Genomic DNA, 26706 nt, shown 5'->3' with positions numbered 1-26706 from the left:
ATGAAGAAGTGGATAATTGCTTTGGCGGCCCTGCTGCCTTTCGCCACGCTGGCGAACACGCTGAACAGTACCAACGATCCTAACCGGCCAGGCTATAACCCGAGCCAGCAACGGATGCAGAACCAGATGCAGACGCAACAGCAGCAACAGCAGTTGAAGTTGCGTCAGGATCAGCAACGTCAGACTCAGGATATGCAGCGTAAAATGCAGGAGCAGCGTAACAGCGCCCAGCAACGGGTGATCACCACGCAGCCGGGTCAGCAAAATCAGAATCAGAACTAACTAAAATCGGGGCCGATGATGTCGATGCAGTCGGTACAGATGGCATCAACGCCCCATTTCAGCAGTTCCCGCGCCCGCTCCGGGCTGTTTACGGTATAGGCCAGAATCTTCAGGCCAGCCGCCTTCAGTTCCGCCACCCGCGCTTCGGTCAGCACTTTGTGATTGAGATGGATCGAAACGCACGCCAGCGCCGCCGTTTTCTCGCGCCACTCATTATCCCAGCTGTGGGACAGCAAACCACGCGGCAGCTGCGGTTCCGCCTGCATCGCCGCTTCCAGCGCCTCATACGAGAAAGAAGAGAGCAACGGTGCGGTTTGTCCGTGCCACAGGCTGGCTGCCGCCTGCGCCACGGCGCGCCCGGTTTCTGCTTCGCTGCCGGTGGTCGGTTTGATTTCGATATTCGCCATCATCTGATGCTGACGGCAGCGATCCGCCACCTGATCCAGCCGCGCCAGCTTTTCGCCATTAAACGCCTTGCTGAACCAGCTGCCGGCATCAAGCTGTGACAGTTTCTCCCACGGCAGCTGCCCGGCAACGCCCCAGCCGTTGCTGGTGCGATCCAGCGTGTCGTCGTGCAGCAGAAAGATCTGTGCATCGCCCGACAGTTTGGCATCAAATTCAATCATCTGATGACCATATCTCGCCCCGACGTCAATTGCCGCCAGGGTGTTTTCCGGTGCCAGTTTACCGCCGCCGCGATGCGCGACGATGTGCGGATAGGGCCAGTGTTGTGTGCTCATTCCAGACGCTTTCCATGGGTTGAATCGAAGAAGTGTAACGCATCTGCGGGCAGATGCAGCCACAGCGTGCTGCCAGGCTGTGGCCGCTCGCTGTGGGCTAAGCGTACCACCAGCGGCGTATCACCGATGCGGCCATGTGCAAGATTATCGGCACCCAGCATCTCCAGCGTATCGACCCGCAGCGGCACGCCGCCCTGCTCACGGCTGCTGAGCTGGATATGTTCCGGCCGGATACCCAGCACCACCGGACGGTTGGCCCACTTCGCTTTGCTTTCGCTGAGCGGCAAAGCGTGCGACGCATCCAGATTAAAGCGCGTACCGTCACTGTTGAACTGCCCTTTCAGCAGGTTCATCGCCGGTGCGCCGATAAACGAAGCGACGAACTGACTGGCGGGACGCTCATAAACCTCAACCGGCGTCCCCAGTTGCTCGACCACGCCTTTGTTCATCACCATCACCCGCTGCGCCAGCGTCATCGCTTCGACCTGATCGTGCGTGACATAGAGGCTGGTGGTCTGCAAACGCCGATGCAACTGTTGCAGTTCAAGACGCATCTGCACCCGCAGCCGTGCATCCAGATTGGAGAGCGGCTCATCGAACAGAAACACCGCCGGTTCACGCACGATGGCGCGCCCCATAGCAACGCGCTGACGCTGGCCGCCGGAGAGCTCACGCGGCCGGCGGGTCAGCAGATGATCCAGCTCAAGGCTGCGCGCCGCGTCAAGCACCCGCAGCCGAATCTGCTCTTTGCCCATGCCGCGGATCTTCAGGCCATAGGCCATGTTCTCTTCGACGGACATATGGGGATAGAGCGCATAGTTCTGGAACACCATCGCAATGCCGCGATCTTTTGGCTCTTCCTGGGTGACGCGTTTGTTGTCGATGTAGATGTCGCCGGAGCTGACGCGCTCCAGGCCCGCCACCATCCGCAGCAGGGTCGATTTCCCGCAGCCGGAAGGGCCGACCATCACCATAAATTCGCCATTATTAACCGTAACGTTCAGCGGCTGAATGATCTGATTTTTACCATCGTAAGACTTGGTCACTGCCTGAAGGGTTACGCCTGCCATCTTATTTCTCACTCTCAACCAGGCCGCGCACAAAGGCACGCTGCATGACTAACACCACCACAACCGGTGGGATCAGGGTTAATAACATCGCCGCCATCACTTCGTTCCACTGGGTCGGTGAACCGCTGGTGGAGATCATACTTTTGATCCCCGCGACCGCCGTGCCGAGGCTGGCGTCATTAATGATCAGCAGCGGCCAGAGATACTGATTCCAGCCGTAGATAAAGGTGATCACGAACAGCGCCGCCAGGTTGGTTTTCGACAGCGGCAGCACGATATCGCGGAAGAAACGCATCGCGCTGGCACCATCGATGCGCGCCGCTTCCACCAGCTCATCCGGTAGCGACATAAAAAACTGGCGGAACAAAAAGGTGGCGGTCGCTGACGCCATCAGCGGCAGGGTCAGGCCGCTGTAACTGTCGAGCAGGTTCAGATCGGCGATCACCTGCACCGTCGGGAAAATACGCACTTCGACCGGCAGCATCAGGGTGATGAAAATCAGCCAGAAGAACAGCGTCCGTAGCGGAAAGCGAAACCAGACCAGCGCAAAGGCTGACAGCATCGAGACGGTGATTTTGCCGACGGTGATCCCAAGCGCCATGATCGTGCTGTTCAGCAGCATCAGGCCGAATGCCGGGCCGTTACCGTTCACGCCGTGGGTCCAGATGCGCGAGACGTTCTCCCACAGGTGGGTGCCGGGCACCAGCGTCATCGGCACCTGATAGACCGCGTCGTTATCCAGCGTGGCCGCCACAAAGGCGACATAGAGCGGGAACAGGATCGTCAGCACGCCCAGTATCAGCACGATGTGGCTGAAGATATCCAGCCCGCGTCGGTTCTCAATCATTGGTATTGCACCTTACGTTCAACGAAGCGGAACTGAATCACCGTCAGGCCGATCACCAGCACCATCAGCACCACCGACTGGGCGGCGGATGAGGAGAGATCCAGACCGGTGAAGCCTTCGCGATAGATTTTGTAGATCAGCGTGGTGGTGGCCTGCACCGGCCCGCCGCCGGTCGCCGCGTCGATCACCGGGAAGGTATCGAAGAAGGCGTAAATCAGGTTCACCACCAGCAGGAAGAAGCTGACCGGGGTAATCAGCGGCAGAGAAAGGTTGAAGAAGCGACGCACCGGCCCGGCACCGTCAATCGCGGCGGCTTCCACCAGCGATTTGGGAATCGACTGCAGCGCGGCGAAGAAGAACAGGAAGTTGTAGCTCATCTGCTGCCAGATTGACGCCAGCACAATCAGGAACATCGCCTGACCGCTGTTTTGCGCATAGTTCCAGTTGTAGCCGATGTGGTTCAGCAGGTAGCTGAACAGGCCCAGACCGGGATTAAACAGAAACATCCACAGCACCGCCGCCACGACCGGCGCAACGGCGTAAGGCAACAGCAGCAGCGTCTGGTAAAGTTTGCGCAGCCGCACCACGTAATCCACCAGCGCCGCCAGCAGCAGCGACAGCACCATGCCGCACACCGTGACCAGACCGCTGAATTTGATGGTGGTCCAGAAGGAATCCAGATAGTAAGGATCGGCAAACAGCCGTTTAAAATTATCCAGCCCGACGAAGGTGCTGGAGATGCCAAAAGGATCGAGGCTTTGCAGCGAATACCATAAGGCTTCACCCGCAGGCCAGAGAAAGAAGATGGCGGTGATCAACAGTTGCGGCAGCACCAAAAGATAGGGCAACAGGCTGGTGCGAAAGACCGGACGAGATGAGGACATGGCGCACTCTGATTCAGAAAGAGGAAGGGCCAGCCTGGGCTGGCCCGGTGGAGCGGGTTACTTCACCTGCTGCTGGAAACGACGCAGCAGATCGTTGCCGCGTTTAACCGCATTATCCAGTGCGCTTTGCGGCGACTGTTTACCGGTCCAGACGCTCTCCAGCTCTTCATCCACCACGGTACGAATCTGCGGCATATTGCCGAGACGCATCCCTTTGGTAAACGGCAACGGCGGCTTGTTCAGCATCTGACGGGTGGCGATATCGGCTCCCGGATTTTTATCGTAGAAGCCCTGCTGTTTGCTCAGCTCATAGGCGGCGGTGGTAATCGGCAGATAGCCGGTTTTCTGATGCCATTCCGCAGCGATTTCTGGCTGGGCGAGGAACTGCATAAACTCAGCGACGCCTTTATAGGTGGCTGCATCTTTGCCCTTCATCACCCACAGGCTGGCCCCGCCGATGATGGCGTTTTGTGGTGCTTCAGGAACGGTGTCGTCATACGGTATCATGCCCACGCCGAAGTTAAATTTGGCGTAATGACGGATATCCGCCAGCGAACCGGATGAGGCGGTGGTGATACCGCAATCGCCGTTGTAGAACTTGGCGGTGGACTCATCTTTACGACCAAAGTAGGTGAAGTCGCCCTTTTTATTCATCTCTTCCAGCATCTGGATGTGACGAACCTGCACCGGCTTATTGAACTCCAGCACCGCATCGCGACCATCAAACCCGTTGTTTTCGGTCGCCACCGGCAGCGCATGCCAGGCGCTGAAGTTTTCGATCTGAATCCAGCCCTGCCAGCCGCTGGCGTAACCACAGCTCATGCCCGCTTTACGCAGCGCCGCGGCATCCTTCGCCAGCTCCTGCCAGGTTTTCGGTGGCTGATCCGGGTTAAGTCCTGCTTTTTTGAAGGCGTCTTTGTTGTAGTAAAGCACCGGGGTCGAGCTGTTAAACGGTTGAGAGATCAGCTGACCTTTGCTGTCGCTGTAGTAGCCCGCCACCGTCGGTACAAACTGCTTTTCATCAAACGGAATACCGGCATCTTTAAACACCTGATGCACCGGCACAATCGCCTGTGAGGCCATCATGGTAGCGGTGCCGACTTCATACACCTGCAACACCGCGGGCGCTTTACCGGTGCGCACTGCCGCGATACCTGCCGCCAGGCTCTGCTCGTAGTTACCTTTGTAGGTCGGAACAATTTTGTAATCGGGATGGGCCTGGTTAAACCGTTGTGCCAGCGAATCCACTTCTTTGCCTAACTCGCCTTCCATAGAGTGCCAGAACGGGATCTCAGTGGCGGCCAGCGCCTGGCCGCTGAGCGTCAGGCCAAGCAGCGCGCTGATCAGGCTACGACGATAGGTAACGACGGACATAGAATTTTCCTGTGCAGGTAAATACGCGTGAAATCACGGATTTCTGTTTCGCGAAGTAACATGACACGGGGAAATGAAGGATTAATAACAGAAAGATGACAGCCGGGTGACAGACTGAATAGCGGAAAAGAGGAGGCTGGCAGCGCAGCGGTAACGCGTCACCGCTGCCAGGTTTTGGTTACATAATTTGCAGAGCGATTGGGCAGTAAAAAAGCCCGCAGCGGATTCTACCTCACCAAACGCAAAAGGCGATGGCGGCCCCTCTAACACCGACACTCAAGGCCGTCTGCGCCACATCCCACACCCATGCTCAAGGCCGTCGGCGGCGCAGGCAGGTTGCGGGCGGACAGCGCGCAGCCACCGGAGCGTACACGTAGTACGTGAGGATGGCGAGCACTGCCCAACCACAACCTGACCAGTAAGCCAGGCCGTGCCCCATCAGGCACCCAAATACGCGCTGCGGACGGCTTCGTTGGAAAGGAGTGCTGCGCCTGTGTCTTCCAGCACCACATGGCCGTTCTCCAGCACGTAACCCCGATCCGCCAGCTTCAGCGCCTGATTCGCGTTCTGCTCCACCAGGAAGATGGTCATCCCTTCGCTGCGTAACTGTTCGATGGTGTCGAAAATCTGCTGAATGATTATCGGTGCCAGACCCAGCGACGGCTCATCCAGCAGCAGCAGGCGCGGCTGGCTCATCAGCGCCCGACCAATCGCCAGCATCTGCTGCTCACCGCCGGACATGGTGCCGGCCCGCTGGATTTTGCGCTCCTCCAGCCGCGGGAATAGCTGATAAACGCGCTTGATCCGTTCCAGATATTGCGGGCGGCTGGCAAAAAAGCCGCCCATCGCCAGATTCTCTTCCACCGTCATGCGCGCAAACACCCGACGACCTTCCGGTACGATGGCGATCGCTTCACGCATGATGCGCGCCGTCTGCCAGTCGGTAATGGTTTTCCCGTCAAAGGTGATGTTGCCGTGGGTAGCTCGCGGTTCGCCACACAGCGTGCCGAGCAGCGTGGTTTTCCCGGCGCCGTTGGCCCCAATCAGCGTGACGATTTCGCCCTGATTGATGTAGAGGCTGACATTATGCAGCGCCTGAATTTTGCCGTAATGGGCGCTCACGTTCTCAATGGTTAACATCGCATTTGCCATCTTACGCCTCTCCTAAATAGGCACGGATCACGTCCGGGTTATTACGAATCTCTTCCGGCGTACCGTTAGCCAATGGCGTTCCCTGATTAACCACGTAAATGCGATCAGAAATGCCCATCACCAGCTTCATATCGTGTTCAATCAACAGCACTGACACCTTGTGCTCACCGCGCAGTTCGGCGATCAGCTCATCCAGTTCGTGCGTCTCTTTGGGGTTAAGACCCGCCGCCGGTTCATCCAGCATCAGAATTTCCGGGCGCGTCACCATGCAGCGCGCAATCTCCAGACGGCGCTGCTGACCATAGGCCAGGTTTCCGGCCTGGCGGTTAGCCAGATCCAGCAGACCGACCCGCTCCAGCCAGTTGGCCGCACGATCCAGCGCCTCGCCTTCACTGCGACGAAACGCCGGCGTCTTGAGCAGGCCAGCAAACAACCCGCTTTTCAGATGCTGATGTTGTGCCACCAGCAGGTTTTCAATCACCGTCATTTCGCGGAACAGACGTACGTGCTGGAAAGTACGCACAATCCCCATCCGCGCAATCTTCTGGCCAGGCAATCCTTCCAGATGCTGCTCACGCAGTTTAATGCTGCCACCGGTTGGCTTGTAGAAGCCGGTCAGGCAGTTGAATACCGTGGTTTTCCCGGCACCGTTTGGCCCGATCAGCGAAACGATCTCCTGAGGATGCAGCGCCATCGAAACGTTGTTTACGGCTAACAGGCCGCCGAAGCGCATCATCAGGCCTTCAACGGCTAATAAAGGCTGACTCATGCCTGTTCTCCCTGTTTACCCTGTCTTAATTTCAGATGCGGACGCTTCATCGGCAACAGTCCCTGCGGACGCCAGATCATCATCAGCACCATTAATCCTCCCAGCACCAGCATGCTGTACTCGTTGAGATCACGCATCAGTTCACGGGAAACCACCAGCAGAATGGCAGCCAGAATCACCGCAAACTGCGAGCCCATGCCGCCCAGCACCACAATCGCCAGCACAAACGCTGATTCGACAAAGGTAAAGGATTCCGGGCTGACAAAGCCCTGACGCGCGGCGAACAGGCTACCGGCAAAGCCGGCGAAGGCGGCGCTGATGGTAAAGGCCGTCAGTTTGATTCGGGTCGGGCTGAGGCCCAGTGAACGACAGGCGATCTCATCCTCGCGCAGCGCTTCCCAGGCACGGCCCAGCGGCATCCGCAGCAGCCGGTTGATCACGAACAGCGTCAGCACCACCAGCAGCAACGCCACCAGATACAGGAAGATAATCCGGTCGCTGGGATCGTACTTCAGGCCAAAGAAGTGGTGGAAAGTATCCCAGCCGCCTTCACGCGGCGTACGGCCAAATTCCAGACCAAAGAAGGTCGGTTTCGGGATCTGGCTGATGCCGTTCGGGCCGCCGGTCAGGGCGGTATTGTTGAGCAGCAGAATACGCACGATCTCACCGAAGCCCAGCGTCACAATCGCCAGATAGTCGCCGCGTAACCGCAACACCGGGAAGCCCAGCAGCAGGCCAAACAGCGCGGCCACCATGCCGGAGAGCGGCAGGCACTGCCAGAAGCCGAGCCCGTAATAGTGGTTCAGCAGGGCGAAGGTATAGGCACCGATGGCGTAGAAACCGCCGTAGCCTAAAACCAGCAGGCCCGACAGGCCGACCACCACATTCAGTCCAAGACCGAGCATCACGTAGATCAGCGTCATGGTGGCGATATCGACGGTGCCGCGCGACACCAGGAACGGCCAGGCGAGCGCCGCCACGATCATCACCGCCATCACCAGCTTCTGCTTTGGCGTCGAGCCATCGATGCCCGGCAGCACCAGCGCCGGACCGGAGATTTTCTTCAGGCCGCTCTGCCAGACCGGACGCAGCAGCTGAAACAGAAACACCACCACACAGGCAACAGCAATCCAGTTCCAGCGCACGCTGCCGGCGTTTTGCACCACCAGATTTGTGCCATCCAGATTAAGGCGCAGCCCCATAAAGAAGCTGGCGAGCAGCAGCAACATCAGCGACGAAATCAGGGCGTTGAGAAAGGAAGACTTCATACTTTTTCCACCTCCGGACGGCCCAGAATCCCGGTCGGCATCACCAGCAGCACCACAATCAGTAAGGCAAAGGAGACGACATCTTTATACTCGGTGCTCAGATAGGCGGAGGTCAGCGCTTCCGCAATCCCCAGCACCAGGCCACCAATCATCGCGCCCGGAATACTGCCAATCCCGCCCAGCACCGCGGCGGTGAACGCCTTCATGCCGGCCATAAAGCCGATAAACGGGTTAATTGATCCGTAAAACTGGCCCAGCAACACGCCCGCGACTGCGGCCATCGCGGCACCGATGACAAAGGTCAGTGAGATAACGCGATCGGTGTTAATCCCCAGCAGGCTGGCCATTTTCAGATCTTCAGCACAGGCGCGGCAGGCGCGGCCCATACGCGAATAGCGAATAAAGGTGGTCAGCGCCAGCATCGCCAGGAACGTCACCACCCAGATCACGATTTGCATGGTGGAGATGGTCGCGGCAAAGCCGTTGCTCTCGCCTACCGTCCACTGTCCGGTAATCAGACTCGGCAGCGCCAGGTCGCGTGAACCCTGGGTCAGGCTGACGTAGTTTTGCAGGAATATCGACATCCCGATGGCGGAGATCAGCGCAATCAGGCGCTTGGACGAGCGCACCGGCCGGTAGGCGACGCGCTCGATGCTCCAGCCGTAGGCGCTGGAGATAATTACCGCCATCACAAAGCCGGCCGCAATCATCAGCCAGGTGGTGTCGATGCCCATCATCATCAGGGCGGCAATCACGATAAAGGAGACATAGCTACCGATCATGTAAACCTCGCCGTGAGCGAAGTTGATCATGCCGATAATGCCGTAAACCATGGTGTAACCGATGGCGATCAGCGCATAGGTGCTGCCGAGGGTAACACCGTTGAACATCTGCTGAATAAAATAGAGGAACTGCTCGGACATACCTTAACCCTTACTTATCCGATCGTCGCCGAACGGAGTACAAAAACGCCTGGCAGCACAGACCAGGCGTTAGTGTTGCAGGGGAGCAGGCAGCGGTTACCCGACACCTGACCCGCCAGTAAACCGCCTGACTTACTTCACAGCGGTCGAGGTACCGTCGGCATGCCATTTGAAGACGCCGAACTCAAAGCCTTTCAGATCGCCCTTCTGATCCCAGCTCAGGTTGCCCATCACGGTTGGCACCGCAGCGCCCTCTTTCAGGTTCTTCACAATCTCTTCCGGCTCGGCGCTCTTGCTGCGCTCCATCCCGGCCGCCAGCGATTGCAGCGCGGCATAGGTGGTCCAGACGAACGGACCGGTTGGATCAAGTTTCTTCGCTTTCAGCGCATCCACAATCGGTTTGTTGGTCTCAACCTGATCGTAGCGTTTCGGTAAGGTCACCAGCATCCCTTCAGAAGCGGCACCCGCGATGTTAGACAGCGAAGCGTTGCCTACGCCTTCCGGACCCATGAACTGGGTTTTCAGACCGGCAGCACGCGCCTGGCGAACAATCTGGCCCATCTCCGGGTAGTAACCGCCGAAGTAGACGAAATCGACGTTCTCTTTCTTGAAGCGAGCCACCAGGGTAGAGAAATCTTTGTCGCCGGCGGTGATACCTTCAAACATCACGATGTTGGCGCCCTGCTTTTTCAGGCTCTCCTGCACCGAACGCGCCAGGCCTTCGCCATACTGCTGCTTGTCGTGAACCACAGCGATACGCTGCGGCTTCAGCTCGGTCATGGCATATTTGGCCGCGGTCGGGCCCTGATCGGAGTCGAGACCGGTGGTGCGCATAATCAGTTTGTAGCCACGGGCGGTGAGATCCGGCGCGGTGGCGGCGGGGGTAATCATCAGCACGCCTTCATCTTCGTAGATGTCAGACGCAGGCTGGGTCGATGAGGAGCAGAGATGGCCGATGACGTAGCGGATGCCGTCGTTGATCACTTTGTTGGCGACCGCGACCGCCTGTTTCGGGTCACAGGCGTCATCATATTTCACCGCAACCAGTTTGTTGCCGTTGACGCCGCCTTTGGCATTGATATCTTCAATCGCCTGGGTCGCTCCGGCAAACTGCATGTCGCCATACTGCGCAACCGGGCCAGACATCGCCCCGACAATCGCCACTTTAATATCTTCAGCCAGTGCGGCATGGCTCATCGCCAGTGCTACACATCCCGCCAGTAATGCGCGACCTTTCATTTTCATCCGGACTACCCCATCTGTTATGTCGTGGTTGTTGTGAGTGCAAACTGCCAGATAAAGTCGAAAAACTGATTAAGCAATAATGAGTTAGCGTACTTTTCTGGCATTTATTAGTAATAAGGCTTTATTTTTCAGGTTATTAAACAGGAAGTTTCTTCTGTAAATCAACTGACATATTCAGAATTGCCTGAGTGCAACAGCATAATACACTGGATGCAACGGCCGGATTTTCACCACTTTGCCAGCGGGTTATGCTGGATTGATCGCATCCAGGGCCTGTTTACAACTATCATCCTGGCAGCCAGGCCATCTTTTGACCTGTTTTATTGATGAAAATGTGTCAGCGCTCTGGTTGTATACTTTCGCTACACTTTCCCCTTTTACAAGTACAGGTGTTTGTCATGAAGCTCACCATCCAGCGTTTAACCACGCTGACGCCGCAGGACCGGATCGATCTGGGTAAAGTCTGGCCGGATCTGGAGATTGATAAACTGGAACAGACGCTGAATGAAAGTCATCGCCTTTATGCGGCGCGTTTCAACGACCGCCTGCTGGGCGCATTGCAACTGGAGATTTCAGGTATTCACGGCAAGGTTCATCGGCTGGCCGTACGCGATGTCACCCGGCGACGCGGAGTGGGTCAATATTTGCTGGAAGAGACCATCAGGCAGAACGGATCATTAGCGGACTGGTGGATTGCAGATGATGGCAGCGACGATCAGCGGGTGCGGGCGGCGTTTATGCAGGCGTGTGGTTTCAGAGCCCAGACCGATGGCTGGATACGGGCGGTGGAGTAAAGCAGGCGGGCGCAGAAAACAAAAAGGGCGACATGATCATGTCGCCCCTGAAGGTTACCTTGCGGTATTACGCTTCGATCGCCATACGCAGTTTTTTCATGGCGTTCTTTTCCAGCTGGCGGACACGTTCCGCTGAGACGCCATATTGATCGGCTAACTCCTGCAGCGTGGTTTTGTTGTCTTCATCCAGCCAGCGGGCACGGATGATGTGCTGACTACGCTCATCCAGACCTTCCATCGCATAGCTCAGCTTATCGGCAGCGTGCGCATCCCAGTTGTCCTCTTCAATGCCGTCGGCAAAGTCAGAGGTTTTATCCTGCAGATAGAGCACCGGTGCCATTGATTTGCCTTCACCGCTCTCATCGTCGGCCGACATATCAAAGGTCATATCCTGGGCCGCCATACGTGATTCCATTTCACGCACGTCTTTACTGCTCACGCCCAGTTCACGCGCCACCATCTCGACTTCGTCCTGATTGAACCAGCCCAGACGCTGCTTGGTTTTACGCAGGTTAAAGAACAGCTTACGCTGTGCTTTGGTGGTCGCGACTTTCACGATACGCCAGTTACGCAGCACGTATTCATGAATTTCGGCTTTGATCCAGTGTACGGCGAAAGAGACCAGTCGCACGCCCACTTCAGGGTTAAAGCGACGCACCGCTTTCATCAGGCCGATGTTGCCTTCCTGAATCAGGTCAGCCTGCGGCAAGCCGTAGCCGGAGTAATTACGAGCGATATGAACTACAAAGCGTAGGTGAGACAGGATCAGCGTCTTTGCCGCATCCAGATCGCCCTGGTAATGCAGCCGTTCAGCCAACGCTTTTTCCTCTTCTGCCGACAGCATCGGCCAGGTATTGGCAGCCCGAACGTAAGATTCCAGGTTGCCCAGAGGAGCAATAGCTAAAGTTTGCATTTCTTTGGTCATTCAAACCCTCACAAATTCAGTGGAATTGCCGCACATTTCCTTGCGCAGACGATACAGTATGTCAACGTCGCGCGAAATCCGAAAGCAATCTGTGCTACCGGGACAACAAAGTTATCCACAACAACAATTATAGCAGTGAATATTTTACACACAGATGACAGGAAGGGAAGAGGCGAGTGCGTCCTCTGCATCCCATCGCCGGTAGCAGAGGACTATTATAACAAAAAAATGTTGCAGGCGTTTACTGGGGCGTAAATCGGCGTAAATGTTGTACCGTCGCCAGCCAGGCGGCGATCCAGCCGATGATCGCGGCAATCAGCACTAACAGCAGCGCCTCATCCCAGGAGAAGCCTTCCAGCGAGAAAGTGGTGCCGAACACGGTTGCCACATGGGCCACCACCGATTGCAGCCGCAGCACCAGCACTTCCGACAGCAGCAGCGACAATACCGCACCGCTCAAGCCCAGCAACGCTCCGCCATAGAGGAACGGCCGCAGAATAAAGCCATCGGTGGCGCCAATCAGCTTTTGTACGTTGATGGTATCGCGGCGGGCAAAGATGCTGAGCCGCACGCTGTTACCGATCACCAGGAACACCGCCACAATCATCAGTACGCCGATCATCGAGGCGATCTGCCCTACCAGCCCGGTCAGCGCCGCCAGCCGCGCGAACCAGCTGTCGTCCATGCGTACTTCATCCACGCCCTGCACTTTAGTCACCCGATCGCGCAGGCTTTGCATGGTGTCGGAATTCTGAAAATTGAGCTTCGGCGTGATAATCGCCACCGCAGGCAGCGGGTTCTGCTCCAGCATATCCATCGCACCGCCAAACCCTGACCAGTTGCGGAACTCATTGAGCGCCTCTTCCCGCGTCAGGTAATTGACGTTATCCACGCCTTCCACCTGTTTGAGCTGCGCCACCACGTTTTCGGCGGCGGTGTCATCCAGCGCTTTATCGAGATAAACCGTCAGCTGCGGTGCCGGATACCACTGGGTCGCCGCCTGGCTGACGTTCTTCCACACCATGTAGCAGACGCTTGGCAGGGTCAGCGAAATGGCGATCACCATAACCGTCAGCAGCGTCGCCAGCGGCTGACGCCACATGTCCGACAGCGTACCGCGCAGCGCATAGCGCCACTGCTCCTGCCAGCCGCCTTTCAGCGCTTTGCTTTTCGACGGCTGCTGCTTCGCTTTCGGCGCCGTCGGGCGTTTATTGCGTTTATTGACCATCGTGGCCTCCGTGCAGGCGTCCCTGATTCAGCGTCATGACGCGGTAGTTACGACGGGCAATTAAGCCGTTGTCGTGCGTCGCCATCAATACGGTGACGCCCACGCGGTTGAACTCTTCAAACAGTCGCAGAATGTCTTCCGACAGCGCTTCGTCAAGGTTACCGGTGGGTTCATCCGCCAGCAGCACCGCCGGTTTATTCACCACCGCACGGGCGATACCCACACGCTGCTGTTCACCGCCTGATAGCTGAATCGGGTAACTTTTCGCTTTGTCGAGCAGGCCGACTTTGTCCAGCGCTGCCGAAACGCGACGACGGATATCTTCGCCGCTGGCGCCGGAGATAATCAGCGGGATCGCCACGTTGTCGTAGACCGAACGATCCATCAGCAGGTGGTGATCCTGAAAGATCATGCCGATCTGACGGCGCAGAAAAGGCACCTCGCTGTTACGCAATCGGGAAATATCGTGGCCGCTAAACCAGATTTGTCCGGCACTCGGACGCTCAATGCCACAAATCAGCTTCAGCAACGTACTTTTACCGGCACCGGAGTGGCCGGTCAGGAACGCCATTTCGCCGGGACGCAGATGGAAATCCACCCCCTGCAGTGCCTGACGTCCGCCGAGATATGCCTTACTGACCTCTTCAAAGCGAATCATCCTAATTAGTCCTCTCGGGCAAACAGTGCCTCAATAAAATCATCCGCCTTAAACGGGCGTAAATCTTCGATGCCTTCCCCGACACCGATGTAGCGAATCGGAATACCGAACTGATCGGCGACCGAGAAGATCACTCCGCCCTTGGCGGTGCCATCCAGCTTGGTCAGCGCGATGCCGGTTAAGCCCACCGCTTCATCAAACAGTCTGGCCTGGCTGACCGCATTCTGCCCGGTACTGGCGTCAAGCGTCAGCATCACTTCATGCGGCGCATCTTCATCCAGCTTCTTCATCACCCGGGTAATTTTCTTCAGCTCTTCCATCAGGTGCGATTTGTTCTGCAGGCGACCGGCGGTATCGGCAATCAGCACGTCGACACCGCGTGATTTCGCCGCCTGAATCGCATCGAAGATCACCGAGGCAGAATCTGCACCGGTATGCTGAGCAATCACCGGAATATTGTTGCGCTGGCCCCAGACCTGCAGCTGTTCGACCGCGGCCGCACGAAAGGTGTCACCGGCAGCCAGCATCACTGATTTGCCCTCGGCCTGATACTGACGCGCCAGTTTACCGATGGTGGTGGTTTTCCCCACACCGTTGACGCCGACCATCAGGATTACAAACGGGGTTTTGCCGGAGACGTCCAGCGGCGCATCCACTTTGGCCAGAATCGACGCCATTTCGGCTTTCAGCAAACCATAAAGCGCTTCCGCATCACGCAGCTGCTTACGGTTCGCCTGCTGAGTCAGATGGGTGATGATCCGGCGGGTGGTATCGACGCCGACGTCAGCAATCAGCAACTGCTCTTCCAGCTCATCAAACAGGTCATCATCAATCTTTTTGCCACGGAACAGGCTGACGAAACCGGAACCGAGGTTCTGACGGGTTTTTACCAGGCTGCGCTTCAGGCGGGCAAAGAAGCCCTCTTTGCTGGGGCGTTCCTGCTCCTGCGTAATGATTGGCGCAGCGGCTAACGGCAGATCGCTGACGGTATCCGGCACGGCATCGGCTTCTTCACTTTCTGCCAGCGCCAGGGCTTCCAGCTCTTCATCGCTCAGCGGTGCGTCAGCCTGCGGGGTTTCGATGATCTCTGCATCACCCAGCGCCAGGGCTTCCAGCTCTTCATCGCTCAGCGGCGCGTCAGCCTGCGGGGTTTCGATGATCTCTGCATCGCCCAGCGCCAGCGCGTCCAGCTCTTCGTCGCTCAGCGGCGCGTCAGTCTGCGGGGTTTCGACGATCTCTGCATCGCCCAGCGCCAGCGCGTCCAGCTCCTCGTCGCTCAGCGGCGCGTCAGCCTGCGGGGTTTCGACGATCTCTGCATCACCCAGCGCCAGTGCGTCCAGCTCTTCGTCGCTCAGCGGCGCGTCAGCCTGGGTTGCTGCGGCATCAGCCGCTGGGGTGATGATGGCGTCAGCCTCGACGACCGGTACGCCGTGCGGATCGCTTTCCGTTTCCAGTAAGGCTTCCGGGTCAGCCTGAATCGGCTCCGGTTCCGCCAGGGCTTCCGGTGCGGCTTCATGCGGCGCGGCAGCCGTTACCTCCGCATCACGTTGCTGTCCGGCCACCGTTTCGGTGATGGCGACAGTCTCTTCCGCTTGCGATTCAGCCTGCGTTAAGGTTGCGGCTGGCTGTTCTTCCTGCTGCGGCGTGGACTCAGCCGCCGGTTGCGCCTGCTCCTCTGCAGAGGGTTGCTTCTCTTCTTCTTTGCCAAATCCCAGCCAGGAAAAAAAGCCACGTTTTTTCTCTTTTGCCATTGTGTGACTACACTCCTCGATGGCTTTGTCCCGGTCGCGCGTCGTTTCCAGGGGTGAATCAATTAAAATTGGCTAACGCCAGACCGGCGTAAAACCGCAGAATACTGCATGACTTCAGCAACTCAGTAGTCTAACACTTTCCAGCCAGCTCACCACAGCACCCTTTTTTAACGTTTCTTCTCACCGATTCGCCCGTTAAACTACGCAACAAATTATGACGAGTTGTGAGCAAGATGACTAAAAACCCCCGCAGTACCGGCGGTGCCGGGCAGATCCGCATCATCGGCGGACAATGGCGCGGACGCAAATTGCCGGTGCCCGACAGCGCCGGGCTGCGTCCCACCACCGATCGGGTGCGTGAAACCCTGTTTAACTGGCTGGCGCCGGTACTGCCAGCAGCACGTTGTCTCGACTGTTTCGCCGGCAGCGGCGCGTTAGGACTGGAAGCGCTGTCGCGCTACGCGGGATCGGCGACGCTGCTGGAGCTGGAGCGTCCGGTTGCACAGCAGCTAATGAAGAACCTGCAGACGCTGAATGCCCACAACGGCAAGGTGATTCAGACCAATGCGCTCACTTTTCTGGCGCAGCCAGGCGAACCCTTTGACGTGGTGTTTATCGATCCGCCGTTTCGCCAGGGATTGCTGGAGCAGACGCTGCAGCTGCTGGAGCAGAATCACTGGCTGGCGGACGACGCGCTGATCTATGTCGAAAGTGAAGTGGATAATGGCGCGCCGCCGGTGCCGCCAGAGTGGAATCTTTATCGCGAGAAAATAGCCGGACAAGTGGCTTATCGTTTATATCAACGTCAACAGGAGACGCAGGATGTTACTTAATTTGGGGCGTCTGTTGATGCTGTGCGTATGGGCATTTTTACTGGTTAACGTGGTGCATCCCTACCCGAAACCGCTGACCTACTTTATTAATGTCGCGCTGTTTTTCATGATCATGATGCACGGCCTGCAGCTGGTATTACTGCGCGCCACGCAGACCAAAGATGCCCCGCCGATTGACCGCCTTACCCAGGCGAAGGTGTTTGTGTTTGGCGTATTTGAACTGGTCGCCTGGCAGAAAAAGCACTTTCCCCGCAAAAAATAGTTCTGTGAGCGGGCGCCCTGCCCGCTGATTACTGCGCTGGGGTAAAGCTGATAAAGCGCGTTCCCTGCATTTTCAGTTCGCCCTTCGTCCCTTTATCCAGCTGATGATATTCGCCTTCTTTAAGCTGCACTTTAATGTCGCTGGCACCGTTAAGCGGATGAAACAGGGCTTCGTAGCGCATCTCTTCCCCGGCAATCACCTCACGCTGACGTGAACGGCGATTGGGTGCCGGAAATTCACGTTTGGTTTTGACTTCCGCCGTCAGGGATCGCACCGGAGAGGCATCATTGACGGCGGTTTCGCGGCGCTGTTTGATGAACTGACGGGTAGCCAGCACGGCGATAATCGCCAGGACGATAATAATGATTAGCGGTGGTTTGCTCATAATTCTCTCGTGCTTAAAGAAATGCGGATGGCGTTAACTGCGCGGCAAAGCATACAACCAGAGTTGCCTGATTGTCACATCGTCAGGACGTAACCTAAACTGGAAGGGATATTTTGGGATCTTTCACCATTTTGGTTAAAAAAGGGAGAAACAATGCTCTGGTCTTTCCTCGCTGTACTTTTCTCCGGCTGGCTCTACGTTGATGCCACCTATCGCGGTCCGCAATGGCAACGCTGGTTGTTTAAACCGGTCACGCTGCTGCTGCTGGTCGGCCTCGCCTGGCAGGCCCCGACGCTGAACACCACGGACTACCTGATTCTGGCCGGTCTGATCGCCACTCTGGTCGGCGATGCGTTAACGCTGCTACCCCGTCAGCAGATGCTCTACGCCATTGGCGCGTTTTTCCTGTCGCATCTGCTTTATACCCTCTGTTTCGCCGCCAGCATGACCATGACTTTCTTCTGGCCGATTCCGCTGACGCTGTTGATTATCGGCGTGGTGCTGATTGGCATTCTGTGGAGCCGACTGGAAGATCTGCGCTGGCCGATCTGTACGTTTATCGGTATGACGCTGGTAATGACCTGGATAGCGACAGAGCAGTACTTCTTCCGCCCGACCGATTACAGCTTCTCCATCATGGTGGGTGCCGGTCTGCTGTTGCTGGCGAATATTGTCTGGTTTATCAGTCATTATCGTCGCCGTTTCAGTGCCGACAGCGCCATCGTTGCCGCCTGCTACTTTGCCGGTCACTTTATGATTGTCCGTTCGCTGTGGGTGGTGTAACAGAACGCCTGGTTTAAAAAATGGCCTTGACTCTGGAGTTAACTCCAGAGTGTAGGATAACGGGATGGACAGCTTCGTTCATCCCTTATCCGGAGGTCATATGCATCAACATCACGCCTGTGGCTGCGGTAAACCGCGTGCCAGCCACGCCGCAGCCAAACCCCTGTGCCAGATCCCTCAGACTCGTCCCCTGACGCTCTCCATCCACGCCGCAACCCCGGTTACCGCAGACAGCGCGGGCTGCTGCTGCGACAGTAACAGCAGTCCCGGCAACGATGCCGATGAGGAAGGCGACCGGCGACGCGCCGGTCACCTGCCGTTTAGCTGGCAGGTCAGCGGGATGGATTGTCCCGGCTGCGCCCGCAGCATTGAAACCGCGGTTCAGCAGGTGGCGGGCGTTACCGAAGCGCGCGTGCTGTTCAGCAGTGAAAAACTGGTGATCAGCGCCGACAGCGACGTGCGACAGGCGGTAGAACAGGCGGTTAAAAAAGCCGGTTTCCAGCTCAGCAGCCAGACCGACACGGCAGCCGATGGCCCGCGCTGGCAACATAACCGCATGCTGATTGCGCTGGCGCTGCTGGTGCTCGCCAGCAGCCTGCTCAGCCATTTCGCGCCGCTGTGGGGCGATCGCCTGTTTGTCATCACCACCCTGATCGGCCTGTTTCCGGTGGCACGCAGCGCCTGGCAGCGGCTGCGCAGCGGTTCGCCTTTCACCATCGAAACCCTGATGACGCTGGCCTCAGCCGGTGCGCTGATCATCGGTGCCCACGCCGAAGCGGCGATGGTGCTGGTGCTGTTTCAGCTCGGCGAGCAGCTGGAAAGTTACGCCGCCGCGCGGGCACGCAGTGGCGTCACCCGTTTAATGGCGCTGCGCCCGGAATCGGCGATCCGCCTTGAGCAGGGCCAGCGTCGTGACGTGCCACTCGCCGCGCTGCAGCCCGGCGATCAGATTGAAGTGGCGGCGGGCAGCCGCCTGCCGGTCGATGGCTGCTTAATGACGCCGCTCGCCAGTTTTGATGAAAGCGCCTTAACCGGCGAATCGCTGCCGGTGACGCACAGCCGCGGCGACAAAATCCTGGCTGGTGCCACCAGCATTGACCGTCTGGTGACGCTGGAAGTGGTGTCGAAGCCGGGCGAAAGCGCGATCGACCGGATACTGCAACTGATTGAGGAGGCGGAAACCCATCGCGCGCCGGTTGAACGCTTTATCGATCGGTTCAGCCGCATCTATACGCCGCTGGTGATGCTGCTGTCGCTGCTGGTGATGGTGGTCCCGCCGTTGCTCGGCGCGGGGGAATGGCAGCCGTGGATCTACAAAGGCCTGACCTTGCTGCTGATTGGCTGTCCCTGTGCGCTGGTGATCTCCACGCCAGCGGCGATTACCTCCGGACTGGCCGCCGCTGCCCGTCAGGGCGCGCTGATCAAAGGCGGCGCGGCCTTAGAACGACTGAGTTCGCTGCGCATGATGGCGTTCGATAAAACCGGTACCCTGACCGTCGGCAAGCCGCAGCTCAGCGGAATTGTGCGCTTTGGCACCGCCAGTGAAACGGAGATGCTGGCGCTGAGCGCCGCCGTGGAACAGGGCGCGACCCATCCGCTGGCCACGGCGATTGTGGCGGCAGCGGCGGCTCGCAATCTGACGATTCCGGTCGCAGACGATCAGCAGGTGCAGGCGGGTCGGGGCATTACCGCCTGGGTCGGCGGTCAGCAAATCCAGCTGCTGACGCCTGCACAGATTGGCGGGCTGACAGCGCAGCAAACCGAAGAGATCACCCGGCGCGAAGCAGAAGGTGAAACCGTGGTGGTACTGGTGCGGGATGACGACGTGCTGGGGGCGCTGGCCTTGCACGATCGGCTGCGCAGTGATGCGGCAGCGGCTCTGCAGGCGCTGAAAAAACTGGGCATTGAGAGCCTGATGCTGACCGGTGACAATCCGCGTGCAGCCGCGACCATTGCCCGTCAGCTGGGCATTGATTTCCGGGCCAGCCTGCTGCCCGCCGATAAGGTCGCGGCAATAGCCGAACTGAGCCAGCAGCAGCCGCTGGCGATGGTCGGTGATGGGATTAACGATGCGCCGGCGATGAAAGCGGCGACGCTGGGCATTGCGATGGGCAGCGGCACCGATGTGGCGCTGGAAGCCGCCGATGCCGCGCTGACGCGCAATCAGCTGAGCCATCTGGCACCGATGATTGTGCTGGCGCGCCGCACGCGCCGCATCATTCGTCAGAACCTTACCATCGCGCTGGGGCTGAAGGCAGTTTTCCTGGTCACGACGCTGCTGGGACTGACCGGATTGTGGCTGGCGGTGCTGGCGGACTCGGGCGCCACGGCGCTGGTCACCGCCAACGCGCTGCGGTTACTGCGCAACCGCAGCTAAAGAGAGGCGGCCTGTCCGATGACGGGCCGCGCTCAGCCAGCACGACTACTCCGCCATGCCTTTCTGGATCAGGAACTGATACGGCAGGTTATCGGTCTGCTGCGCCAGCAGACGATGTTCCATAAAGCGGCAGAAGCCCGGAATATCCCGGGTGGTGGCCGGATCGTCGGCAATGATCAACAGCGTGTCGCCATCCTGCAGGCTGCGTACGGTTTTGCGCACCATCATCACCGGCTCCGGGCAACGCAGGCCACGGGCATCCAGTTGATGGTCGGCAGAGGAAAAAGCATCGCTCATAATGGACTCGGTTCAGGTTTGGGGCGCTCATTCTAACGCGTGATGATGATGACGCAAGGCGATAACGATTGCGCTAAAATTAACCATTGCATAAATAGCACAACGCGGTAAGATGCCGCCGCTTTTTGCTCATAAAACTGCCAGGCGCTGCCCGAACGGCGTCCCGCAATGGGTTCCCTCACCCCAACATTAAAAAGGTTGATTATGCTCGCATTCTCTTCGCGTCAGCGCATGCACGCGCTGTTCTGGTTATCGCTGTTTCACCTGCTGGTGATCACCTCCAGTAACTATCTGGTGCAGCTGCCGATCTCGATTTTTGGCTTCCACACCACCTGGGGCGCATTCAGCTTCCCGTTTATCTTCCTGGCAACCGATCTGACCGTGCGCATCTTTGGCGCGCCGCTGGCCCGTCGCATTATTCTGGCGGTGATGATCCCGGCGCTGTTTATCTCCTATGCCGTCTCTGCGCTCTACTATCAGGGTGAATGGCAGGGCTGGCAGGCGCTGGAACAGGTGAACCTGTTTGTCGCCCGCATCGCCTGCGCCAGCTTTATGGCTTACGCACTGGGTCAGATCCTCGACGTACACGTCTTTAACCGTCTGCGCGCCCTGCCGCAGTGGTGGATCGCGCCAGGCTGCGCTATGTTCCTCGGCAACATCAGCGATACGCTGGCCTTTTTCTCCATCGCTTTTTACAAGAGCCCTGATGCCTTTATGGCCCAGCACTGGGTGGAGATTGCCCTGGTGGATTACAGCTTCAAGGTGCTGATCTGCATGATTTTCTTCCTGCCCGCCTACGGCGTACTGCTCAATGCCGCGCTGAAACGGCTGGCTGAGCGCCGTTCTGCCGCTCAGGTAAATTTCGGCTAACCCGCCATACCGATTTTCGCCATTACCCGCTAAGATCTGCTGACAATCATCAGGTTGCGTTTGCAACCTGATTCCTGTTGTATTAACGGCTGACTGGAAACTTAAAAAAGGGATTCTGATGCGCAACCTGGTGAAATATGTAGGAATGGGCTTACTGGTGCTCGGCTTAGCCGCCTGTGACCAGAAGAAAGATGACGCGGCAAATGACAACGGCGTCAGCGCCAGTCAGTCGGCGCAGACGGTGACGCTGATGGATGGCAAACTGAGCTTCTCGCTGCCGCCTGGCATGTCAGATAAGAGCGGCAAGCTTGGTTCGCAGACCACTAATATGCACGTTTACGCCGATGAAACCGGCGCGCGCGCGATTATTGTGATTGCCGGTGAGCCGACCAATGATGGCCTGGACGTGTTATCACAGCGTATGGAACAGCAGCAGCGCAATCGCGATCCGCAACTGCAGGTGGTTTCAAACAAATCGGTTACGCTGAAAGATCAGCCGGCACAGCAGCTGGATACGGTGATTTCAGCGAACAACCAGACATCATGGTCATCGGTGATTCTGGCGAAGGTCGATGGCAAACTGGTCACGCTGCAGATTACTCTGCCGGGCGATAACCAGCAGCAGGCACAAAGCGATGCCGACAACATTGTGAAAAGTATCACTCTGAAATAAGGCCGGGCGACTGCCCTGCTGGCTTCCGGCTTCCCCGGTTCGGGGAAGCCGGTTATTTCCCGCCTGCGCTTACAGCCCGGTATTCTCTCGAATATAACGGCGCGCTTTCACCGCATATTCAAACGGGTTAGCCAGCGCCGGGTCCTGCTCCGCTTCCACCACCATCCAGCCTTTGTAGCCGTAATCGTCGAGGATTTTGAACACCGGTTTAAAATCGATCACGCCATCGCCCGGCACGGTGAAGGTGCCTTTCTTCACCCCTTCCAGGAAGGAGAGATGATTGTCGCGCACCTCAGCGACCACCTCGTCGCGCACATCTTTCAGATGGACGTGAAAAATGCGCGGCAGATATTTTTCCAGCACCGCCAGCATCTTCTGCTGTGAACCTTCCGAATAGTAGACGTGACCGGTGTCATACAGCAGGCCAACCTGCTCGTCGGTCAATGCCATAAAGCGGTCGATCTCTTCGGTGGTCTGAATGCCGGTGCCCATATGGTGATGCAGCGTGACCCGCATTCCCTTTTCAGCCGCAATGCGCGCCAGTTCGTTGTAGCCGTCTGCCGTGCGCTGCCACTCTTCATCACTGAACACCGGTTTCTGCTCAAACACCGCCAGCGTGGTGCCCTGAATACTTTTGCTCTGCTCTGAACAGCCAATGACCCGCGCGCCCATCGCATGCAGGAAGTTCATGTGGTTAATGAACTCATCGATGGTTTTGGCCTTATCGCCGTTGGCAAAAAATGTGCTGAACCAGGCGTTACAGATTTCGATGCCGCGAATATCCAGCATCGGTTTCAGGATCGCCGGATCGCGCGGATATTTACTGCCGACTTCGCTGCCGGTAAACCCCGCCAGCGCCATCTCACTGACGGTTTGCTGGAAGGTGTTCTCGCTGCCGAGATCCGGCATGTCGTCGTTGGTCCAGCCGATCGGGGCAATCGCCAGTTTTACGTTGTTTTTGTTCATTATGTTGTTCCTTAGCCGGGCGGGCATCCCGCCTGTCTGTGCTGAATCAGGAGTAGAAAGCAGGACGTGGCGGCATCTCTACCGTTTCAATCGCACCGCTGTTTTGCGCTTTGATACAGGCATCGGCAGCCACTGAGGCGGCGAAGCCATCCCAGGCTGACGGACCGGTCAGCGTGCCCGCTTTCACGTCGTTGATGAACGCCTGCAGCTCAACGTCATACGCTTCGATAAACCGATCTTTCCAGTCAACCAGAATGGTGTTCGACAGCCGGGCATCTTTACGCAGCTGAACCGACGACGGCTCCGGTAACCGGGCAATGCCCTCTTCGCCAACCACTTCACATTGAATGTCATAGCCATAAGCGCAGTTGACGAAAATCTCGACGTCGATGCGTACCCCTTTCTGGGTTTCAAACAGCACAATCTGCGGGTCTTTCAGCTGAGCATGCGATTTTGAGGTGACGCGCGGGAAGACCACCTGCACGGTTTTGTAATCGTCACTGGTCAGCCAGCGCAGCACATCCAGTTCGTGGATCAGCGTGTTGGTGATCGCCATCGGCGTGGTGTAATTTTCCGGCACGGTCGGGTTGCGGTGCGCGCAGTGCAGCATCAGCGGCTCACCGATATCTCCGTCGGTAATGACTTTTTTCAGGGCGCGATAACCGGCATCGTAAGGTCGCATAAAGCCAACCTGGACCAGCCGTTTGCCCGCCTGAATTTCAGCATCGACCACCCGGCGGCAGCCTTCGGCGCTCATCGCCAGCGGCTTTTCACAGAACACCGGTTTGCCGGCTGCGATGGCGGCTAAGGTGAACTCTTCATGGGTCGGGTCCCATGACGTCACCAGCACCGCATCGACGTTCGGCGACTGGATCACGTCATGCCCGTTCTGAAACACCTCCGCCTCGATATTCAGGCGCTGCAGCGCAGCGCGCGCGCCGTCAACGTTGATATCCGAGACGGCAACCACCTGCGCTCCCTGCAACACGTGGTTGCAGCGGCGAATATGTTCCTGACCAATTGCACCGGTACCGATGACGCCAAGTTTCAAAGTCATAATTACACCTGTGTAGGGTTCGTGCTGAGAGAAGAAGAAAGGGGCCGTGCTCCGGCCCTGAAATTAGTATTTACGGGCCTGATCCAGATGGGCTTTCAGCTTATCCGCGACCGCCTGAACCCGTTCAGAATCGGAGGCCTGTGCAACGCCAACGTGCCACCAGCTGAAATATTTGTGGATCATGGTTTTTGGCAGCACTTTGATGTCGATAAGAGTGGAAACGGTCTGCGTTCTGGCATCTTCCAGTGCGGCTTTTAACTGCTCCAGCGTGGTGACGCGGTAGGTTTTACAGCCGTAGCCTGCCGCGATGGCGGCGAAATCAACCGGCACAAAGCCGCCATCCAGCTTGCCGCCTTCCGGATTACGGAAGCGAAACTCGGTGGTGAAGCTGTCCATGCCGTGTTCCATCTGCAGGTTATTGATGCAGCCGTTGGTCATGTTATCCAGCAGGACCACGTTGATCTTCGCCCCTTCCTGAATCGAGGTCACCAGCTCGGAGTGCAGCATCATGAAAGAACCGTCGCCGACCAGCGCATAGACTTCACGCTGCGGCTGCGCCAGTTTTGCGCCCAGCGCGGCGTTAACTTCATACCCCATACAGGAGTAGCCATACTCAACGTGATAGGCGTTGTAATCTTTGGTACGCCAGACGCGCTGCAGATCGCCAGGCAAACTGCCTGCCGCCGCGACAATCACCGCCTCTTTGGGTAACTGTTCGTTCAGCGTGCCGAGCACGCTGCTCTGGGTCAGCACCGACTGAGTCAGGCGGTTGAACTCGGCGAAGACCGCTTCACGATCCAGGTGGTCAGCAATTTCCGGCACAAAATCCTGCTCGTGATAGGTCACCTGATAGACGCGCTGGGTCTCTTTCAGCAATTTGCTCTGCGCCTGCTCAATCTGGCTGCCCCAGTCGTTGCTGTAATGTTGTGACGCCAGCGCGGCGGTCAGCGCGGTCAGCCCTTCACGGGCATCGGCCAGCAGCTGCACGCCATCCAGCTTGTAGCTGTCGAAATTACTGACGTTGATATTGAGGAAGCTGACGTCCGGGTTCTGGAAAATCCATTTCGAGGCGGTGGTGAAGTCGGTGTAACGGGTCCCGATGCCGATAACTAAATCAGCCTCTTTGGCCAGCAGGTTCGCCGCCAGACAGCCGGTTTCGCCCACGCCGCCGACGTTCAGCGGATGGTCAGAGATCACCGTGCCTTTGCCCGCCTGGGTCTCCGCAAACGGGATCTGATAGCGTTCGGCGAACTGGCGCAGTGCCTCGCCTGCTTCGGAATACTTCACCCCGCCGCCACAAACGATCAGCGGCTTGCGCTTACGGCCGATCAGCGTCAGGGCATCGGCCAGCTGCGCCGCAACCGGCAGGCGACGATCCAGTCGATGTACCCGCTTCTGGAAGAAATAGTCCGGGTAATCCCAGGCTTCGCCCTGCACATCCTGCGGCAGCGACAGCGTTACCGCACCGGTTTCGGCCGGATCGGTCAGCACGCGCAGGGCGTTAATGCAGGCGGACATCAGCTGTTCCGGACGGCTGACGCGGTCCCAGTATTTGCTGACGGCCCGGAAGGCGTCGTTGGTGCTGATGCTGAGATCGTAACTCTGCTCAATCTGCTGCAAAACCGGATCGGGCTGACGGGTAGCGAACACGTCGCCCGGCAGCAGCAGCAGCGGAATACGGTTTGCGGTGGCGGTAGCGGCGGCAGTAATCATGTTGGCGGCGCCCGGTCCGACTGATGAACTGCAGGCGATGATCTGACGACGCAGTGACTGTTTCGCAAAGCCGGTCGCGGCATGCGCCATGCCCTGCTCATTGCGACCCTGATAAACCACCAGATCGCCGCTGTCCTGCTCCAGCGCCTGCCCCATTCCCAGCACGTTGCCATGACCGAAAATCGCGAAGATGCCTTTTACAAACTTTGTCTCAACGCCATCGACATCAATGTATTGATTATCAAGAAATTTAACCAGCGCCTGTGCAGTGGTCAGTCTGATTGTGCCCATATGCTCTTCCTTTACATGCTGGTGGTACCTGACTCCGGTACAACGCGCCAGGCGAAGTCATACTGCGGAAAAGGCGACCGGTATAATTGAAACGTGAGGCGATTATAAACAAATATATTTTTCATAAAATACAATTACAGAAGAAACATTTCATTTTGCGAGTGAGATCAAATTTAGTCATGCTGCAGGGTCTGACGAGGCATCCGGGCGGGAAAAACTGGAACGTTTTATGGACAACAAGGTGCGTTGAAAAAATTCATTTCACTTCAGTAGCTTCCTCTATTGCTGG

Annotated in this window: 27 protein-coding genes; 8 read left to right on the top strand and 19 right to left on the bottom strand. The window is 57.6% G+C overall.

The genetic code is table 11. The features are described 5' to 3' along the window. A complete protein-coding gene (locus tag LZU96_RS01965; RefSeq protein ID WP_233986871.1) occupies positions 1-282 on the top strand; it encodes a DUF2756 domain-containing protein in 282 nt (93 codons plus the stop codon). On the opposite strand, the gene ugpQ is transcribed toward LZU96_RS01965, so the two are convergent. The 10 genes from ugpQ to LZU96_RS01915 all read right to left on the bottom strand — a co-directional run bounded on the left by ugpQ (position 279) and on the right by LZU96_RS01915 (position 10554). Further along, on the bottom strand, positions 279-1022 hold the full coding sequence (gene ugpQ / locus LZU96_RS01960) for a glycerophosphodiester phosphodiesterase (protein WP_233986870.1): 744 nt from the start codon (positions 1020-1022) through the stop codon (positions 279-281). The two genes, LZU96_RS01965 and ugpQ, sit on opposite strands and share 4 nt — an antisense overlap. Then, positions 1019-2092, bottom strand: coding sequence for a sn-glycerol-3-phosphate import ATP-binding protein UgpC (locus LZU96_RS01955; protein ID WP_233986868.1), 1074 nt, complete (start codon positions 2090-2092; stop codon positions 1019-1021). The genes ugpQ and LZU96_RS01955 overlap by 4 nt, the downstream gene beginning before the upstream one ends. Position 2093: 1 nt before the next feature. After that, the gene (gene ugpE / locus LZU96_RS01950) at positions 2094-2939 is read right to left on the bottom strand and encodes a sn-glycerol-3-phosphate ABC transporter permease UgpE (RefSeq protein WP_031375616.1); all 846 of its coding nucleotides are present in this window, start codon (positions 2937-2939) and stop codon (positions 2094-2096) included. Continuing rightward, on the bottom strand, positions 2936-3823 hold the full coding sequence (ugpA, locus tag LZU96_RS01945; RefSeq protein ID WP_233986867.1) for a sn-glycerol-3-phosphate ABC transporter permease UgpA: 888 nt from the start codon (positions 3821-3823) through the stop codon (positions 2936-2938). Before ugpA ends, ugpE begins: the two co-directional genes overlap by 4 nt. Before the next feature lie 57 nt (positions 3824-3880). Next, positions 3881-5197 carry a sn-glycerol-3-phosphate ABC transporter substrate-binding protein UgpB gene (gene ugpB, locus LZU96_RS01940; protein ID WP_233986865.1) on the bottom strand — a complete coding sequence of 439 codons (1317 nt, stop codon included), beginning with the start codon at positions 5195-5197 and terminating at the stop codon, positions 3881-3883. A 438-nt stretch (positions 5198-5635) separates the two neighbouring features. Continuing rightward, positions 5636-6349: a high-affinity branched-chain amino acid ABC transporter ATP-binding protein LivF gene (gene livF, locus LZU96_RS01935; RefSeq protein WP_233986863.1), complete on the bottom strand. Its 714-nt coding sequence runs from the start codon at positions 6347-6349 to the stop codon at positions 5636-5638. A 1-nt stretch (position 6350) separates the two neighbouring features. Then, positions 6351-7118 (bottom strand): high-affinity branched-chain amino acid ABC transporter ATP-binding protein LivG, encoded by a 768-nt coding sequence (livG, locus tag LZU96_RS01930; protein ID WP_233986861.1) that lies wholly within the window; start codon positions 7116-7118, stop codon positions 6351-6353. Beyond that, positions 7115-8386 carry a high-affinity branched-chain amino acid ABC transporter permease LivM gene (locus tag LZU96_RS01925; protein ID WP_094121473.1) on the bottom strand — a complete coding sequence of 424 codons (1272 nt, stop codon included), beginning with the start codon at positions 8384-8386 and terminating at the stop codon, positions 7115-7117. The genes livG and LZU96_RS01925 overlap by 4 nt, the downstream gene beginning before the upstream one ends. Next, positions 8383-9309, bottom strand: coding sequence for a high-affinity branched-chain amino acid ABC transporter permease LivH (gene livH, locus LZU96_RS01920; RefSeq protein ID WP_009087789.1), 927 nt, complete (start codon positions 9307-9309; stop codon positions 8383-8385). The genes LZU96_RS01925 and livH overlap by 4 nt, the downstream gene beginning before the upstream one ends. Positions 9310-9441: 132 nt before the next feature. Further along, positions 9442-10554: a branched-chain amino acid ABC transporter substrate-binding protein gene (locus LZU96_RS01915; protein ID WP_233986858.1), complete on the bottom strand. Its 1113-nt coding sequence runs from the start codon at positions 10552-10554 to the stop codon at positions 9442-9444. Positions 10555-10952: 398 nt separating this feature from the next. Between LZU96_RS01915 and panM the strand changes: the two genes are divergently transcribed. After that, positions 10953-11348 carry an aspartate 1-decarboxylase autocleavage activator PanM gene (gene panM, locus LZU96_RS01910; RefSeq protein ID WP_233986856.1) on the top strand — a complete coding sequence of 132 codons (396 nt, stop codon included), beginning with the start codon at positions 10953-10955 and terminating at the stop codon, positions 11346-11348. 67 nt (positions 11349-11415) lie between these two features. Here panM and rpoH read toward each other — a convergent pair whose 3' ends face one another. The 4 genes from rpoH to ftsY form a co-directional block, all read right to left on the bottom strand. After that, positions 11416-12273 carry an RNA polymerase sigma factor RpoH gene (rpoH, locus tag LZU96_RS01905; RefSeq protein WP_031376708.1) on the bottom strand — a complete coding sequence of 286 codons (858 nt, stop codon included), beginning with the start codon at positions 12271-12273 and terminating at the stop codon, positions 11416-11418. A gap of 241 nt (positions 12274-12514) precedes the next feature. Next, positions 12515-13501 (bottom strand): permease-like cell division protein FtsX, encoded by a 987-nt coding sequence (gene ftsX / locus LZU96_RS01900; protein WP_233986846.1) that lies wholly within the window; start codon positions 13499-13501, stop codon positions 12515-12517. Then, the gene (ftsE, locus tag LZU96_RS01895; protein ID WP_031376707.1) at positions 13491-14159 is read right to left on the bottom strand and encodes a cell division ATP-binding protein FtsE; all 669 of its coding nucleotides are present in this window, start codon (positions 14157-14159) and stop codon (positions 13491-13493) included. The genes ftsX and ftsE overlap by 11 nt, the downstream gene beginning before the upstream one ends. Before the next feature lie 5 nt (positions 14160-14164). Next, positions 14165-15910, bottom strand: a complete 1746-nt coding sequence (gene ftsY / locus LZU96_RS01890; RefSeq protein WP_233986837.1) for a signal recognition particle-docking protein FtsY — start codon at positions 15908-15910, stop codon at positions 14165-14167. Positions 15911-16143: 233 nt separating this feature from the next. Between ftsY and rsmD the strand changes: the two genes are divergently transcribed. Together rsmD and LZU96_RS01880 are read left to right on the top strand one after the other, a co-directional pair. Next, positions 16144-16743 carry a 16S rRNA (guanine(966)-N(2))-methyltransferase gene (gene rsmD / locus LZU96_RS01885; protein ID WP_233986827.1) on the top strand — a complete coding sequence of 200 codons (600 nt, stop codon included), beginning with the start codon at positions 16144-16146 and terminating at the stop codon, positions 16741-16743. Further along, positions 16733-17005 carry a DUF1145 family protein gene (locus tag LZU96_RS01880; RefSeq protein ID WP_233986818.1) on the top strand — a complete coding sequence of 91 codons (273 nt, stop codon included), beginning with the start codon at positions 16733-16735 and terminating at the stop codon, positions 17003-17005. Before rsmD ends, LZU96_RS01880 begins: the two co-directional genes overlap by 11 nt. Before the next feature lie 28 nt (positions 17006-17033). Here the strand turns inward: LZU96_RS01880 and LZU96_RS01875 are convergent, their stop codons facing one another. After that, positions 17034-17390, bottom strand: a complete 357-nt coding sequence (locus LZU96_RS01875) for a DUF2500 domain-containing protein (RefSeq protein WP_233986816.1) — start codon at positions 17388-17390, stop codon at positions 17034-17036. Positions 17391-17543: 153 nt separating this feature from the next. On the opposite strand from LZU96_RS01875, the gene LZU96_RS01870 reads away from it, so the two are divergent. Then, positions 17544-18173: a lysoplasmalogenase gene (locus LZU96_RS01870; protein ID WP_233986814.1), complete on the top strand. Its 630-nt coding sequence runs from the start codon at positions 17544-17546 to the stop codon at positions 18171-18173. Between the two features lie 100 nt (positions 18174-18273). Beyond that, the gene (locus tag LZU96_RS01865) at positions 18274-20550 is read left to right on the top strand and encodes a zinc/cadmium/mercury/lead-transporting ATPase (protein WP_233986812.1); all 2277 of its coding nucleotides are present in this window, start codon (positions 18274-18276) and stop codon (positions 20548-20550) included. Positions 20551-20595: 45 nt separating this feature from the next. On the opposite strand, the gene tusA is transcribed toward LZU96_RS01865, so the two are convergent. Next, positions 20596-20847 (bottom strand): sulfurtransferase TusA, encoded by a 252-nt coding sequence (tusA, locus tag LZU96_RS01860; protein WP_031375242.1) that lies wholly within the window; start codon positions 20845-20847, stop codon positions 20596-20598. A 204-nt stretch (positions 20848-21051) separates the two neighbouring features. On the opposite strand from tusA, the gene LZU96_RS01855 reads away from it, so the two are divergent. Beyond that, positions 21052-21717 (top strand): 7-cyano-7-deazaguanine/7-aminomethyl-7-deazaguanine transporter, encoded by a 666-nt coding sequence (locus tag LZU96_RS01855; RefSeq protein ID WP_233986810.1) that lies wholly within the window; start codon positions 21052-21054, stop codon positions 21715-21717. A 118-nt stretch (positions 21718-21835) separates the two neighbouring features. Further along, positions 21836-22390 (top strand): DcrB family lipoprotein, encoded by a 555-nt coding sequence (locus LZU96_RS01850; protein WP_233986808.1) that lies wholly within the window; start codon positions 21836-21838, stop codon positions 22388-22390. Between the two features lie 69 nt (positions 22391-22459). Here LZU96_RS01850 and iolE read toward each other — a convergent pair whose 3' ends face one another. The 3 genes from iolE to iolD all read right to left on the bottom strand — a co-directional run bounded on the left by iolE (position 22460) and on the right by iolD (position 26417). After that, complete coding sequence (gene iolE, locus LZU96_RS01845) at positions 22460-23356, bottom strand: myo-inosose-2 dehydratase (RefSeq protein WP_233986802.1); 897 nt, start codon at positions 23354-23356, stop codon at positions 22460-22462. 46 nt (positions 23357-23402) lie between these two features. Further along, on the bottom strand, positions 23403-24413 hold the full coding sequence (locus tag LZU96_RS01840) for a Gfo/Idh/MocA family protein (protein ID WP_233986800.1): 1011 nt from the start codon (positions 24411-24413) through the stop codon (positions 23403-23405). Between the two features lie 63 nt (positions 24414-24476). Next, entirely contained in the window at positions 24477-26417 is a 1941-nt protein-coding gene (gene iolD, locus LZU96_RS01835; RefSeq protein WP_233986798.1) for a 3D-(3,5/4)-trihydroxycyclohexane-1,2-dione acylhydrolase (decyclizing), read from the bottom strand. Positions 26418-26706 lie beyond the last annotated feature (289 nt).

It is taken from the genome of Pantoea agglomerans (genome assembly GCF_021397715.1).
Classification (GTDB): domain Bacteria; phylum Pseudomonadota; class Gammaproteobacteria; order Enterobacterales; family Enterobacteriaceae; genus Pantoea; species Pantoea astica.
Note: the sequence above shows the minus strand (reverse complement) of the source record. Positions and strands in the feature narration are given on the sequence as shown.